This is a genomic window from Anaeromyxobacter dehalogenans 2CP-1 (assembly GCF_000022145.1).
Classification (GTDB): domain Bacteria; phylum Myxococcota; class Myxococcia; order Myxococcales; family Anaeromyxobacteraceae; genus Anaeromyxobacter; species Anaeromyxobacter dehalogenans.
Genome location: NC_011891.1, coordinates 1,745,121 through 1,759,989 on the forward strand (window position 1 = coordinate 1,745,121; position 14,869 = coordinate 1,759,989).

Consider the following 14,869-nt stretch of genomic DNA (forward strand, 5'->3'; position numbering starts at 1 on the left):
AGGGCGCTGGTGCGCGCCCGCGTCCCGCGCCAGAATCGCCCGATGCGCCGCACCCATCTCGCCGCCCTCTCCGCCGCCGCGCTGGCCGCGCTCGCCGGCTGCCGCACCGCCGGCCCGGTCGCCCCCGCCGCGCCGTTCCCGTCCGCGCCCGCCCCCGCGCCCGCAGCCCCCCCGCCGCCCGCCCCCGTGCGCGAGCCCAGGATCGCGCTCGTCCTCGGCGGCGGCGCCGCCCGCGGCTTCGCCCACATCGGCGTGATCCGGGTGCTCGAGCAGGAGCGGATCCCCGTGGACCTCGTGGTCGGGACCAGCGTCGGCAGCCTCATCGGCGCGCTGTACGCGAGCGAGAAGGACTCGTTCGATCTCGAGTGGACCGCGTTCCAGCTCCAGCAGGACGACCTGTTCGACTTCCGGCTCGTGAACGCCGTGATGGGCATGGGCTACGCCAAGGGCGAGAAGCTCGACGCCTTCGTGCGGGCCAAGGTGAAGCAGCCCAGCATCGAGCAGCTGAAGGTGCCGTTCGCGGCCGTGGCGACGGACCTGAACTGGGGCACGCGGGTGGTGATCGACCGCGGCCCCGTCGCGCCCGCCGTCCGCGCGTCGTCGGCCATCCCCGGCATCTTCGAGCCCGTCGGCCACATGGGGAAGCTGCTCGTGGACGGCGGCGTGGTGGACAACATCCCCATCGACGTGGCCCGCGAGAAGGGCGCCGAGGTGGTGATCGCCGTGGACATCTCCGAGGACGTCGGGAACACCAGCATCCGCAACGCGCTCGACGTGATCCTCCAGGCCACCAACATCATGTTCGCGGAGAACGTGGCGCACCGGAAGCAGGGCGCCGACGTGCTGGTCCAGCCCGACGTGCGCGGCGTCGGCATGCTCGACTTCACGCAGAAGAAGCGCTGCGTCCAGTCCGGCATCGACGCGGCGCGCGCCGCCATGCCCCGCGTCCGCGCCGCGATCGAGGCGTGGAAGGCGAAGCAGGCCGCCCAGCGCCCGCGGGCGTGAGCAAGCCGGACCCGGAGCGAGGCGGGGACCACGGCGGCGGGCGGGAACGCGAGGGCCCGAGCTGGACACGAGGGCGCGCCCCTCACGCCGACCCCCTGCGACGCCGCGGAGCGTAGCCGTCCATCAACCCATCGCCGAGGACCCGCCGCGCCTCCTCGAGGTTGTGACCCCGGCAACGAATGCGAAGGTTGTCGGCGGTGGAGGCCCCGCCACGCGCCCGCGGGACGATGTGGTCGAGCTCGAGCCGGTGCGTGGAGCCACACGCCTCGCCCGAGGGAAGGACGAAGGTGCACCGTCCGCCGTCGCGCGCCCAGACCTCGCGGCGGACGTGGGCCGGGATGTGGTCCGGCTTCGCGCGGCGGATGGTCTTTTGGGGCCGTGCCGTGAGCCCCTTCCGCCGCGCGCGCTCCGCGAGCAACTCGTCCAGCGCCGCCTCGAGGACGTCCTCGCGCGTGGCGCCGGGCATGGAGTGGGACAGCGCATCGCGGGCCGCGTCGAGCTTCTTCAGGAACGCCTTCGAGACGGTGAGGTGCATGCGGGCCGAATCCCCGTCGAGCCAGTCCACCGAGCTCGGCTTGGCGACAGGCGCCGCGGCGCAGGCCGCGTGCGGGGCGGGCGAGGCTGCAGCGGCAGGTGTTTCATGCGCATGAAACACGAGGACTCGGTCGGGTGCGTTCAGTTCGGGCGCCCGAACTGAAGGCGGAACCGCCGCGCTTGCCATCGTCGCCACCGGCGCCGAGAGCGCCGCCCGGATAGGCACCACGACCTCGCGGCGCGGCGGGTTCTCCACTGGCCGGATCGAAGCAGCCACTGCCGCCGCGTCCCGGCTCGACAGCCCGAAGAACCGGGGAAGGATCTCCGCGCAGTTCTCGGCGGTCACCACCTTGGCCAGCTCACACACCGAGGAGAGGCACAGCTTCCCGTCGCGAAGCGCGCCCTCGACGGCCGGGTATCGCCGGATGAGCTCCGCCGCCGTCTTGCGGTACTGCGCTGCGCCCGCCGAGAGCCCGAGCTCGCGCCGCAGGAACGAGAACAGCGAGGTGTGCCCGCGCTCCCGGTACAGCCCGCGGCGGTCGAACTCCGCCAGGGCGACCAGGAACTCCGCCATCGCGTGGCGCTCGGAACGGAGGAGCGCAATGAGACGGTTGGTGAACTCGAGTGCGGTGTCCATGAAGGAAGCATCGCACGCGATTTTCGCTCACCGTTGAACGCACGAGGATTCGCCAGGACGCGAGGACGCCGGCGGGGTGCCGCGACCCCTCGCCTCGGTTCGCAGCGCCTCAACGTCGCCGCGAGAGCCCCTGAGGCGGCTCCCCACGCGCGACTCCGCTCGCGAGACCCGGCCTGTGCGTGAATCAGGTCAAGCATTCACTGATAGACAAACGGGTGCGGCATCGCTCCACGCCTCCGCCGCCACGCCCCTCGCGCGGAACCGCGTCCCGCGTCCCACCATCAGGCCTCTCGCAAGCCGATCCCGCCGCACCGGTTCCGGCCCACGGCCCCACCCCCCCGCTGCCCCGTCAAAAGCCAGGATCGATCCCCGATGTCTCTCCGCCGCCACGCCCCTCGCGCGGAACCGCGTCCCGCGTCACCATCAGGCCTCTCGCAAGCCGATCCCGCAATCAGCGGTTCCGGCCCACGGCCCCGCCCCCGACCGCCGCTGCCCCGCCCCGTCAAAAGCCCCCCCGCGCCTTCAAAGCCAGGCCCTAATCCAACCCCCGCTCCCACAGCTCCTCCTCGTCCAGCCCGAGGAAGTGCCCCACCTCGTGCACCAGCGTCACCCCGATCTCCTCGACGAGCTCCTCGCGGCTGCGCGCGAACCGCTCCAGGTTCCTCTGGTAGAGCACGATCGACGACGGGAAGTGGCTCCACGGATCCATCGACGCCTTCTGCCCCCACGGCGCGCCGCGGAACAGCCCCAGGATCGCCGGCGAGAGCGGCGGGTCGGAGCCGCGGAGGTCGTCGTCCTGCGGCACGTCCTCGACCGTGATGGCGACGTTCGACAGGTACCGCCGCACCGGCTCGGGCAGCCGCTCCAGCGCCGCCTCCACCGCGGCGTCGAACGCCTCGTGCGTGAGCGAGACCGGCTCCGGGAATTCCTCCGGCGCGAGCTTGCGCGCCCGCGCGAACCGGCGCGCCGCCTCGGCCGCGTCGCCCAGCCGCTCGGCCACCAGCCCGAGCTGGTGGTGCACCCACGGGTCCTTCCGGTCGAGCGCCTCGGCCCGGAGCAGCACCGCGCGCGCGTCGTCGAGGCGCGACAGCTCGTACAGCGCGAACGCCTGCTCGAGCAGGATCTCCACCCGGTCCGGTGCGGTCCGCGCGGCCTCCTCCAGCCGGACCAGCGCCTCGTCCGCGCGGCCGAGCTGGTCGAGCGCCGCGCCCTCGAGGTAGGCGAGGTCGGCGGCGAGGTCCGGGTCGTCGAGCTTCCGGGCGGCCCGCGAGCCCCGCCGCGCCAGCTCCAGCGCGCGCTCGGCCCGCTCGCGCGCGGTGTCCTCGTCGGCGAGCACGTTCAGGTGGAAGTCGGCCGCGCCCGCGAGCAGCTCGGGGTCGTCCCGCCCGCGCTCCAGCGCGCGCTCGTACGCGTCGGCCGCGTCCTCGAGCCGGTCGAGCGCAGCGAGCGCGGCGGCGCGCAGGTGGAGCGCCGGGACGGACCGGGGCGCCCGGGCCACCGCCGCCTCGGCGCGGGCGAGCGCCTCCTCGGGCTCGCCCCCCTCGAGCGCGGCGGCGGCGGCATCGAGCAGGTCGTCCAGCGCGTCGGGACCGGGCATGCGTCGCGAGTAGCGGGGCGGGCGGCCGGTGTCAAACCGCGCGCCCCCGGCGAGGGCGCGGGAGGCGCGCGGCCGAGCGCACCGCGCTTCACGGACAGCGCGCATCGGGGTTCCCCGGCGTGCCCTCGGGGTCGCGGCCGGGCGCCGCTTGACCGAGGTCGGGGAGCGGTTATGTTAGCGGCCGCCCGGGGCGACTGCCAACCCGAGTTGCCCCACAACATCTCAGAATCATTGCAGTTCTCTGAAAAGGAGACCCGGCATGCCCGCCAAGGAAATCGCATTCCACCAGCCCGCCCGCGAGGCCATCCTCCGCGGGGTGCAGACGCTGGCCGAAGCCGTCGCGGTGACCCTCGGCCCGAAGGGCCGGAACGTGGTCATCGAGAAGAGCTACGGCGCGCCGACCATCACCAAGGACGGCGTCACGGTCGCGAAGGAGATCGAGCTCGAGAACAAGTTCGAGAACATGGGCGCGCAGATGGTGAAGGAGGTCGCGTCGCAGACCTCCGACAAGGCCGGCGACGGCACCACCACCGCCACCGTGCTCGCGCGCTCGATCTACGAGGAGGGCCTGAAGCTGGTCGCGGCCGGCCACAACCCCATGGACCTGAAGCGCGGCATCGACCGCGCGGTCGAGGTGGTGGTGGCCCATCTGAAGAGCCTGTCCACCCCGACGAAGGGCAAGGACGACATCGCCCAGGTCGGCACCATCTCCGCGAACGGCGACACCACCATCGGCAACATCATTGCCGAGGCGATGGAGAAGGTCGGCAAGGAGGGCGTGATCACGGTCGAGGAGGCGAAGGGCCTCGAGACCACGCTCGACGTGGTCGAGGGCATGCAGTTCGACCGCGGCTACTCGTCGCCGTACTTCGTCACCAACCCCGACCGGATGGAGGCGGTGCTGGAGGATCCGTACGTCCTCGTCACCGAGAAGAAGATCACGGCGATGGCCGACCTCGTCCCGGTGCTCGAGCAGGTGGCGCGCTCCGGCAAGCCGCTCCTCATCATCGCGGAGGAGGTCGAGGGCGAGGCGCTCGCGACGCTGGTGGTCAACAAGCTGCGCGGCACGCTGCACGTCTGCGCGGTGAAGGCCCCCGGCTTCGGCGACCGCCGCAAGGAGATGCTGAAGGACATCGCCACCCTCACCGGCGGCACGGTGGTGGCCGAGGAGCTCGGCATCAAGCTCGACCAGCTCGGCCTGAAGGACCTCGGCCGCGCCAAGCGCATCACGGTGGACAAGGACAACACCACCATCGTGGACGGCGAGGGCAAGAAGGAGGACATCCAGGCCCGCATCAAGGTGATGCGCGGCCAGATCGAGGAGACCACCTCGGAGTACGACCGCGAGAAGCTGCAGGAGCGGCTCGCCAAGCTGGTGGGCGGCGTGGCGGTCATCAACGTGGGCGCCGCCACCGAGACCGAGATGAAGGAGAAGAAGGCCCGGGTCGAGGACGCGCTCCACGCCACCCGCGCCGCGGTCGAGGAGGGCATCGTCCCCGGCGGCGGCGTGGCGTATCTCCGCGCACTGGCCGAGCTCCAGAAGCTCGACGTCGGGCAGGGCGACCAGCGGTTCGGCGTGCAGATCGTGGTGAAGGCGCTCGAGTGGCCGGCCCGGCGCATCGCCGAGAACGCCGGCTGGGATGGGCCGGTGGTGGTGAACAAGATCCTCGAGGGGCAGGGCGCGTTCGGCTTCAACGCCGCGACCGACACGTTCGAGGACCTGACCAAGGCCGGCGTCATCGATCCGACCAAGGTCTCCCGCACCGCGCTCCAGAACGCGGCGTCCGTCGCGAGCCTCCTGCTCACCACCGAGGCGATGGTGGCGGACAAGCCGAAGAAGAAGGCGGCGGCCGCGGCAGGTGGTGCCGGCATGGGCGGCGGCATGGACGAGATGGACTACTAGCCGCCCGCCGTCCCGAGGGTTTTCCCCCTGCGCCGCCCGCGGTGCAGGGGGTTTCCTGTCCCCCGACGGGGTGCGTCATTGACACCGGGCCCTCGGTCGGGTAGGGTATTTGCATACGACGGACGGCCAGCGCGATATCGGACCGTCTCGTCGATGACGAGGGCAGCCGCTACTACGTGCTCGGACGGGCGGAACCCGGCAGTCGTCGTCAGCGGGGCCAAGGATCCTTCCTTGGCCCCGCGTTTTTTTTTGCCGCTCGGGTCAGCCCGTCGAGCCCGAGCCCGGAACCCGGGCCGCTTACGGCCTCTCGCCGGCCGGAATCGGCGGCAGGTCCTTCGACGCCATGTAGACCACGTTCCGGCTGGAGCGCTTGCCCCGGTACATGGCGCGGTCGGCGAGGTCGAGGATCTCGCTCTTCTCCTGGGCGTGCTCGGGGTAGCTCGCGAGCCCGATGGACGCCGTGACCCGCACCCGGGCGCCCTCCCGTGACAGGAACCGGTGGTCCTCGATGGCCCGGCGGACCCGCTCGGCCACCTTCAGCCCGCCGCCGGAGTCGATCCCGACCAGCAGCACCACGTACTCGTCCCCCCCGTAACGGACCAGGACGTCCTCGTCGCGGACGCAGGAGCGGAGCACCCGCGCCACCTCGACCAGCAGGCGCGAGCCGGACAGGTGGCCGTGCTGGTCGTTGACGGTCTTGAAGTGGTCGAGGTCCATGAACAGGACCGAGAACGGGCGGCCGCTCTGCATCTCGCGGTCGAGCGCCATGTCCAGGTAGCGGGTGTTGTAGAGGTGCGTGAGGTCGTCGAGGTAGGCGAGGTGCTCGACCTGCCTCAGCCGGCCGAGGTTGCGGAGCGCGAGCCCCAGGTTGCGGCAGAGGTACCCCACCGCCTCGGCGCCGGCCGGCTCGAGCGGGCCCGGCGCGTTCACCGCCACGGCCCCGAGCAGCGCGCCCTCCTCGGTGACCGGCAGGAGCAGCGCGCGCGGCCCGAACGGCCCCAGCTCGCCCGGCGCATGCTCGCCCCGGGCGGTCGGCTCGGCCCCCAGCGCATCGAGCTCCGCGCGGCAGGCGGCGAGCAGCTCGGTCGCGACCGCGTGATCGGTCCCGTGCGCGCCGGAGGGCACCCAGCTCCCGTCCGCCGCCTTCTCCATGAGCGCCGCGACCGGGCTGCGCGCCGCCGTCGCGACCGAGGCGAGGGCCATCGGCACCAGCTTGTCGCGATCGAGCGTGGCGGCGATGCGCTGGCCGGTCTCGAACAGCGTGAGGTGCGCGCGCAGCACCTTGTTCTCGGCGAGCAGCTCGCGGGTGGCGAGGCAGCGCTGCAGCGCGAGCTGGAGCTGCTCCGGCGTCACCGGCTTCACCAGGTAGTCCGAGGCGCCGGACTTCATGGCGCGCACGGCCGGGTCCACCTTGTCGAGCGCGGTGATGACCGTGACCTCGAGGTTCGGGTCGAGCTGCTTCGCGGCCGAGAGCAGGTCGAGGCCGGACGAGCCCGGGAGGATCACGTCGGTGAGCAGCACGTCGAAGCGCCGCTGGCGCAGGAGCGCGAGCGCCGCCTCCGCGTCCTCCGCGAGCTCGACCTCGTACCCCGCGGCGCGCAGGTAGTCCGAGTACACGGTGCGCGCGAAGCGCTCGTCGTCCACGAGGAGGACCGAGTAGGCCATCGCGGATCGTCGTATATCATGGCCCGTGTCGCTCCCCTCGGACCGCAAGGCGCTCCTGTTCTCGGCGGGTGGTGTGCGCCTGGCCCTGCGCCTGGCCCAGCTCCGCGAGATCGTCGCGGTCCCCGAGGCGGCCGGCGAGGTGATCGCCCGGGGCGAGGCGGTGCCCGCGGCGTTCGTCTCCACGGTGCTGGGGCTCCCCGGCGGCCGGTGCCCCTTCGCGCTCCTCACCGAGGGGCCCCCGCGCGTGGCGCTGCGCGTCGAGGCGCTGCACGGGATCGTGGACCTCTCCGAGGCCGAGTTCTTCCAGCTCCCGGCGCGCACCCCGCTGCCGCAGCCGCCGCCGTTCGCCGGCGCGATCGTGATGGGCGGGGCGGTGACGCTGGAGCTGTCGGTCGGGACGCTCGGCTTCGCCCCCCTCGAGCCGGCGCTGGACGCGGCCGAGCCGCCGCCCGACCTCGGCCTCGCCGCCGAGCGCGAGCTGCGGTTCGCGCGGGCGGGCCGGGAGTACGCGGTCCCGCTCGCGCTGCTCCTGCAGGTGCTGGAGGAGCCGGCGCTGGCGCCGGTGCCGCTCACGCCGCCCTCGCACCGCGGGCTCCTCTACCACGGCCGCGCGCTCCACCCGGTGGTGGACCTGGCCGTGCTGTACGGCGGCGCCGGAGGGGAGGGACGCACCGTGCTCCTGCTCGATGCCGGCGGCGCCGGCATCGGGGTGGTGGCCGACCGCGTGCTCGGGGTCGGGGAGGGCGGCGAGGACGTGCTGCGGCCGCCGTGGGATGCGCTGTTCGGGGGCTAGCCGGCGCCGGCGCGGCGCGGACCTCGAGTGTCGCCAACCCTGCGCAAAGCCCCGCAAATCTTGACATTCGAGGGATCCCGGCGGTACTGGAGTGGATCCTCTCCACAGGCCCGGAACGGCCCGGAAACCCGCCCCATGCCCAAGACCCTTCTCCTCGCGGACGACTCGATCACGATCCAGAAGGTCGTGGGCATCACCTTCGCGAACGAGGACGTGCAGGTCGTCGCGGTGGACAACGGGGAGGACGCGCTCGCCAAGGCGCGCGAGCTCCGCCCCGCCGTGATCCTGGCGGACGTGGTGATGCCGCGGCGCAACGGTTACGAGCTGTGCGAGGCGGTGAAGTCCGATCCGGCGCTTCGCGGCATCCCGGTGCTGCTGCTGGCCGGGACGTTCGAGGCGTTCGACGAGGCCCGCGCCCGCGGTGCGCACGCCGACGGCCACATCTCCAAGCCCTTCGAGAGCCAGGCGCTCATCAACAAGGTGCGCGAGCTCCTCGGCGAGCCGCCCATCACGGCGCCCTCGCCGTACCGGGGCGCCGGCGCCGCCCCGCAGCCGGCCGCGCAGGCCCCGGTGCCCTCGCAGCGCGCCCCGCTGGCGCCGCCCGCTGCCGCGCGCCCGACCGGTCCGGCCGCGCCCGGTGCCCGACCCCTCTCCGCAGTCCCCGCCGGCGCGGGCCGTCCGCTCGCGCCCGGCCCCGGGATGCCGCCTCCGGGCGCCCGCCCGCCCGGCCCTGGCTTCGCGCCCGGCGCGCGCCCGGCCATGCCCGAGCTGCGGCCCGGCATGCCCCCCGGCGCCCGCTCGCCCGCGCCCGGCGCGCCCGCCGGCTTCCGCCCCGGCGCCGCGCCGCCCCCCGGCGCGCGTCTCCCCGGTCCCGGCACGCCCCCCGGCGCCCGCCCGGCGGCGCCCGGGATGCGGCCCGGGATGGCGCCCGGTGCGCGGCCCCCTGGACCCGGCCTGCCGCCCCCCGGCGCCCGCCCCGCGGCCGGGATGCCCCCCGGCGCTCGCCCGGCGATGCCGTCCGGCGCCCCCGCGGGCTTCCGCCCCGGCCCCGGGATGCCGCCGACCGGCGCGCGCCCCTCGCCCACGCCCATCCCGCAGCCCGCCGCCCGCCGCGATCCGTTCGGCTTCGGCGTCCAGGGCCCGCAGGTCGGGCCCGGCGGCCCGCAGCGCGCGGTGAACGCGCCGCCGCCGCCGTCCGCGCCCGAGACCGACTGGAGCGATCTCGACCTCGGCGGCGAGCCCGCCGTGTCGAGGCCGGCCCCGTCGCCGGAGCGGGAGGCCGCGAGCGCGGCGCCCGCGGGCGCGCCGGTGGAGCTGCCCGGCGCGGCGGACGAGGCGCCGGAGCTCGCGCCCATGCACGCGTTCGTACCCCCCGCCGCCTCCACCGGCCACGCGCCGGCGCCGGCGGCCGCCGCGGCCGACGGTGGGGAGGCGGCGCTGCGCGAGGCCATCGGCAAGGCGTCGCGCGAGGTCATCGAGCGGGTGGTCTGGGAGGTGGTCCCCGAGCTCGCGGAGACGATCATCCGCGAGAACCTCGACCGCCTCGTCAAGCAGCGCCAGGGCTGAGCCGCCTCGGCGGCGCCGCCCGTTCCCAACGCATGCCGCGCCGAGGCCGCGCGCCCGATCGCCGGGCGGCCGCGGCCCCCGCAGGCCCGGAGACGACGTGTCGAACCCGAATCCCATCGAGAACGAGAACCGCACCGAGCTCGCCAAGGGCTACGAGCACCGCGAGGTCGAGGCCCGCTGGTATCCCTTCTGGCAGGAGCGCGGGTACTTCCACGGCGACGAGCACGATCGCACCCGCCCGCCGTTCTCCATCGTGCTGCCGCCGCCGAACGTGACCGGCTCGCTGCACCTCGGGCACGCGCTCACCGCCACGCTGCAGGACGTGCTCATCCGCTGGAAGCGGATGAGCGGGTTCAACACGCTCTGGCTCCCCGGGACCGATCACGCGGGCATCGCCACGCAGATGATCGTCGAGAAGGAGCTGAAGAAGACCGAGAAGAAGAGCCGGCACGACCTCGGGCGCGAGGCGTTCCTGGAGCGCGTCTGGGCGTGGAAGGAGCAGTACGGGTCGCGCATCGGCGAGCAGCACAAGGCGCTGGGCGCCTCGCTCGACTGGCAGCGCGAGCGCTTCACCATGGACGAGGGGCTCTCCCGGGCGGTGCGCGAGGTGTTCGTGCGCCTCCACGAGGAGGGGCTCATCTACCGGGAGAAGAAGCTCATCAACTGGTGCCCGGACTGCCGCACCGCGCTCTCCGACCTGGAGGTCGAGCACGAGGAGGCTCACCAGGGCGAGCTGTGGAGCTTCGCGTACCCGCTCGCCGACGGCTCGGGCGAGATCGTGGTCGCCACCACCCGGCCCGAGACCATGCTGGGCGACACCGCGGTGGCGGTGCACCCGCTCGACCCGCGCTACATGGCGCTCCACGGCAAGAAGGTCCGCCACCCCATCACCGGGCGCACCTTCCCGATCGTCGCCGACTCGATCCTGGTCGACCCGAAGTTCGGCACCGGCGCGGTGAAGGTCACCCCGGCGCACGACTTCAACGACTTCGAGGTCGGCAAGCGCCATGGGCTCGAGATGATCACCGTCATCGGCCCCGACGGCCGCATGACCGCCGAGGCCGGCGCGCTCGCCGGGCTGGATCGGTTCGAGGCGCGCAAGGAGGTGAAGCGCCTCCTCGCCGAGCAGGGCCTGGACCGCGGCGCGAAGCCGCACGTCCTGCCGCTGGGCCGCTGCCAGCGCAGCGCCACCATCCTCGAGCCGCTGCTCTCGGACCAGTGGTACGTGCGCATCGAGCCGCTGGCCCGGCCGGCCATCGAGGCGGTGGAGCAGGGCAGGACCCGCTTCATCCCCGAGCAGTGGACCAACACGTACATGGCGTGGATGCGCAACATCCACGACTGGTGCATCAGCCGGCAGCTGTGGTGGGGTCACCAGATCCCGGCCTGGTACTGCCCGGACGGCCACGTCACGGTGGCGCGGCAGACGCCGGAGGCCTGCTCGACCTGCGGCAAGGGCGAGCTGCGCCAGGACGAGGACGTCCTCGACACCTGGTTCTCGTCCGGCCTGTGGCCGTTCTCCACCATGGGCTGGCCGGAGCAGACCGAGACGCTGCGGACCTTCTACCCGACCTCCGTCATGGAGACCGGGCACGACATCATCTTCTTCTGGGTGGCCCGGATGATGATGATGGGCCTCCACTTCATGGGCGAGGTGCCTTTCCGGACGGTGTACCTGCACCCGATGGTGCGCGACGAGAAGGGCCAGAAGATGTCGAAGACGAAGGGGAACGTGATCGATCCCCTCGTCATCACCGACCAGTACGGCGCCGACGCGCTCCGCTTCACGCTGGCGGCGCTCACCGCGCAGGGCCGCGACATCAAGCTCGCGAAGGAGCGCATCGAGGGCTACCGCGCGTTCGCGAACAAGCTCTGGAACGCGAGCCGCTTCGCGCTCATGAACCTCTCCGGCTACCAGGAGCGCGGCGAGGACCCGGCCCGCCTCGCGCGCACGCCGGCCGACCGCTGGATCCTGGCCCGGCTGCAGCGGGCGGTGAACGAGACCGTGGAGGCGCTCGACGCCTTCCGGTTCAACGACGCCGCGAACGCCGTGTACGCGTTCGTCTGGCACGAGCTCTGCGACTGGTACATCGAGCTGGCGAAGGAGGCGCTCGCCTCCGAGGACCCCGAGGCGCGGCGGAGCGTCCAGGCCGTGCTGGTGCACTGCCTCCAGACGTCCTACCGGCTGCTGCACCCCTTCATGCCGTTCATCACCGAGGAGCTGTGGCACGTGCTCCGGGCGCAGGTCGGCGCGAGCGACTGGGCCGACTCGGTGCTCGCCGCCAAGTACCCCCGCAAGGGGGAGGCAGATGGGGCCGCCGAGTCCGCATTCCGGCCGGTTCTCGGGATCATCGACGCGGTGCGCAACATCCGCGGTGAGATGGGGATCCCGTGGAAGGTGAAGCTCGGCGCGCAGGCGCCGGTGGAGATCGCGGTCGCGGATCCCGCGCTCCGCGACCTGCTGCAGGCCGGCGAGCTGGCCCGGGTCCACCGGGTGGCAGGGGTCGAGGGCTCGCGCCTGGTCGTCGCGGCGGCGACGGCCCCGGCGCCGCAGTCGGCGGTGGGGGTGGGCCCCGGGTTCGAGGTCCGCGTCCCGCTGGCCGGGGTGATCGACCTCGCGGCCGAGACGGCGCGCGTGGACAAGGAGATCGGGAAGGTCGACCAGGACCTCGCCGTCCTCGAGCGGAAGCTCCAGAACCCGTCCTTCGTGCAGAACGCGCCGGCGGCGGTGGTCGAGAAGGACCGTGCCCGGGCGGAGGAGCTTCGCGAAAAAAGAGGCAAGCTCGAGGCGCATCGTGCGATGCTTTCGGGATCGGAGGCGAATTCCGCCAGGAGGGACACCATGGAGATCCAGAACGAGCAGAAGCCGACGCAGGACGGGCCCGCTGCCGAGTCGCAGCCGGCGCAGGAGAACACGGTCGTCGAGAGCGCCGAGAAGGCCGTCGCCGTGGTGAGCGAGGCCGCTCAGCAGGCCGCGACCGCGGTGGCGTCGGGCATCGAGAAGGTCGCGGAGGCGGTCCGCAAGACCGTTCGCCGGTCGGTGAAGAAGGCCGCGGCGACCCGCGCCGCCATGAAGAAGAAGGTCGCGAAGAAGGCCCCTGCGAAGAAGCCGGCCGCCAAGAAGGCCGCCGCGAAGAAGCCGGCCGGCAAGAAGAAGGTCGCGAAGAAGGCGCCCGCGAAGAAGGTCGCGCGGAAGCCGGCCGCGAAGAAGACCGCGAAGAAGCCGGCCCGGAAGGCCGCGAAGCGGAAGTAGGCGGCGGCGCGCGGATGCCCCGGCTCTCCGCCCACGCCGAGCGCCTCCTCGATCTGGCGCTCGAGGAGGACCTCCTCCTCGGCGACGCGACGAGCGAGGCGACCATCGACGCCTCGGCGACCGGGGAGGGCCGGTTCCTCGCGAAGGAGGACCTGGTCCTCGCCGGTACCGCGGTGGCGGTGCGGGTGTTCGAGCGGCTCGGGGCATCCTGCACGTTCGACCGCGCCGACGGCGCGCGCGCCGCGCGCGGCGAGGTCGTCGGCACCGCGCGCGGCACCGTGCGCGCGCTGCTCGCCGCCGAGCGCACCGCGCTGAACTTCCTCCAGCGCCTCTCCGGCGTGGCGACCGCCACCCGGCGCTGCGCCGACGCGCTGGCCGCGGGCGGCGGGCGCACCCGCCTGCTCGACACGCGCAAGACCACGCCCGGCTGGCGCATGCTGGAGAAGGCGGCGGTGCGCGCCGGCGGCGGCAAGAACCACCGCTTCAGCCTGGGCGACGGCGTCCTCATCAAGGACAACCACGTCGCGGCGTGCGGCGGCGTCGCCGAGGCGGTCCGGCGCGCCCGCGCGTCGGCGGGCGCGATGCTGCGCGTCGAGGTCGAGGTCGAGGATCTACCGGGGCTGGAGGAGGCCATCGCCGCCGGCGCCGACCTGGTGCTGCTCGACAACATGGACGACGCCGCCATGGCCGAGGCGGTCCGCCGCGCGGCCGGGCGCGCGCTGCTCGAGGCCAGCGGCAACATGACGCTGGAGCGGCTCCCGCGCGTGGCCGCGACCGGGGTGGACTTCGTGTCCATGGGCGCGGTCACGCACAGCGCGCGGGCCGTGGACCTCGCGTTCGACCTCGCCTGAGCCGCGCCCTGCCCGGGCGCGCCATTTGACAGGCCGCCGCCGGCCCCGGAAGATCCCGGGACCATGGCGACCGAGCCGTCCGACTCCGCCGAGCTGGTGCTCGCGTTCCTGGCCGAGGCCGGGGACGAGGTCGTGTCGGGCGAGGCCATCTCCGACAAGCTGGGCCTGACCCGCGCCGCGGTGTGGAAGCACGTGAACGCGCTCCGTGCCCGCGGCTACCGCATCGACGCGGTGCCGGCGCGCGGCTACCGCCTGGCCGAGGTGCCGGACCGGCTCACCGCGCTGGAGCTGCGACCGCTGCTCAACACCCACGACCTGGGGCAGGTGCTCCACGCGCACGAGGAGCTCGCCTCGACGAACGACCGCGCCCGGGAGCTGGCCGAGGAGGGCGCCGCCCACGGCGAGGTGGTGATCGCCGAGCGTCAGACCGCCGGTCGGGGACGGCGCGGCCGCGCCTGGATCTCGCCCGCGCGCAAGAACCTCTACTTCTCCGCGATCCTGCGGCCCGACCTGCCCACGGCGCGCGCGCCGGAGGTCACGCTGGTCGCCTCGCTGGCGGTCTGCGACGTCCTCCGGCAGGCCGGGGTGGACGCGGGCATCAAGTGGCCGAACGACGTGCTCGCGGGCGGGCGCAAGATCGCCGGGATCCTCACCGAGCTGGCGGCCGAGCCCGACCGCGTCCACTGGATCGTCGTGGGCGTCGGCGTGAACGTGAACGCCCGGGCCGAGGACTTCCCGGACGACCTGCGCGGCGAGGCCACCAGCGTGCTGCTGGAGCGCGGCGAGCCCGCGCCGCGCGCGCTGTTCGCCGCCGCCTGCCTGACCGCGCTGGAGGGCTGGCTGGACGTGCACGAGGAGCAGGGCTTCGGGCCCATCCGCGAGGCGTGGCGCGAGCGGTCGGTGACGCTGGGGCGCGAGGTGCGGGTGCGGGTGGACGACGGCGAGCTGGCGGGCACGGCCGAGGACATCGACGACGCCGGGGCCCTGCTGGTCCGGACGGCGAGCGGGCTGGAGCGGGTGCTCGCCGGCGACGTCCGCCTGCTGCGGCCCCGCTGACCCGCGCGC

The 14,869-nt window shown here is 73.7% G+C and carries 10 protein-coding genes; 7 read left to right on the top strand and 3 right to left on the bottom strand.

The genetic code is table 11. From position 1 onward, the window contains the following. Positions 1-42: 42 nt before the first annotated feature. Positions 43-1,005: a patatin-like phospholipase family protein gene (locus tag A2CP1_RS07845; RefSeq protein ID WP_012632842.1), complete on the top strand. Its 963-nt coding sequence runs from the start codon at positions 43-45 to the stop codon at positions 1,003-1,005. A gap of 82 nt (positions 1,006-1,087) precedes the next feature. On the opposite strand, the gene A2CP1_RS07850 is transcribed toward A2CP1_RS07845, so the two are convergent. Both A2CP1_RS07850 and A2CP1_RS07855 read right to left on the bottom strand, forming a co-directional pair. Then, on the bottom strand, positions 1,088-2,176 hold the full coding sequence (locus tag A2CP1_RS07850; protein ID WP_012632843.1) for an HNH endonuclease: 1,089 nt from the start codon (positions 2,174-2,176) through the stop codon (positions 1,088-1,090). 535 nt (positions 2,177-2,711) lie between these two features. After that, positions 2,712-3,773 (bottom strand): metallopeptidase family protein, encoded by a 1,062-nt coding sequence (locus tag A2CP1_RS07855; RefSeq protein ID WP_012632844.1) that lies wholly within the window; start codon positions 3,771-3,773, stop codon positions 2,712-2,714. 259 nt (positions 3,774-4,032) lie between these two features. Between A2CP1_RS07855 and groL the strand changes: the two genes are divergently transcribed. Then, positions 4,033-5,676, top strand: a complete 1,644-nt coding sequence (groL, locus tag A2CP1_RS07860; RefSeq protein ID WP_012632845.1) for a chaperonin GroEL — start codon at positions 4,033-4,035, stop codon at positions 5,674-5,676. Positions 5,677-5,973: 297 nt separating this feature from the next. Here the strand turns inward: groL and A2CP1_RS07865 are convergent, their stop codons facing one another. Beyond that, positions 5,974-7,341, bottom strand: coding sequence for a GGDEF domain-containing response regulator (locus tag A2CP1_RS07865; protein ID WP_012632846.1), 1,368 nt, complete (start codon positions 7,339-7,341; stop codon positions 5,974-5,976). A gap of 25 nt (positions 7,342-7,366) precedes the next feature. Here A2CP1_RS07865 and A2CP1_RS07870 point away from each other — a divergent pair, with 25 nt between their 5' ends. The 5 genes from A2CP1_RS07870 (at position 7,367) to A2CP1_RS07890 (ending at position 14,860) form a co-directional block, all read left to right on the top strand. Beyond that, positions 7,367-8,134 (top strand): chemotaxis protein CheW, encoded by a 768-nt coding sequence (locus A2CP1_RS07870; RefSeq protein ID WP_012525523.1) that lies wholly within the window; start codon positions 7,367-7,369, stop codon positions 8,132-8,134. A gap of 135 nt (positions 8,135-8,269) precedes the next feature. Further along, complete coding sequence (locus tag A2CP1_RS07875; protein WP_012632847.1) at positions 8,270-9,700, top strand: response regulator; 1,431 nt, start codon at positions 8,270-8,272, stop codon at positions 9,698-9,700. 97 nt (positions 9,701-9,797) lie between these two features. After that, the gene (locus A2CP1_RS07880; RefSeq protein ID WP_012632848.1) at positions 9,798-12,953 is read left to right on the top strand and encodes a valine--tRNA ligase; all 3,156 of its coding nucleotides are present in this window, start codon (positions 9,798-9,800) and stop codon (positions 12,951-12,953) included. A 14-nt stretch (positions 12,954-12,967) separates the two neighbouring features. Next, positions 12,968-13,804, top strand: a complete 837-nt coding sequence (gene nadC, locus A2CP1_RS07885; protein ID WP_012632849.1) for a carboxylating nicotinate-nucleotide diphosphorylase — start codon at positions 12,968-12,970, stop codon at positions 13,802-13,804. 63 nt (positions 13,805-13,867) lie between these two features. Further along, positions 13,868-14,860, top strand: coding sequence for a biotin--[acetyl-CoA-carboxylase] ligase (locus A2CP1_RS07890; protein ID WP_012632850.1), 993 nt, complete (start codon positions 13,868-13,870; stop codon positions 14,858-14,860). The last annotated feature ends 9 nt before the right edge of the window (positions 14,861-14,869 follow it).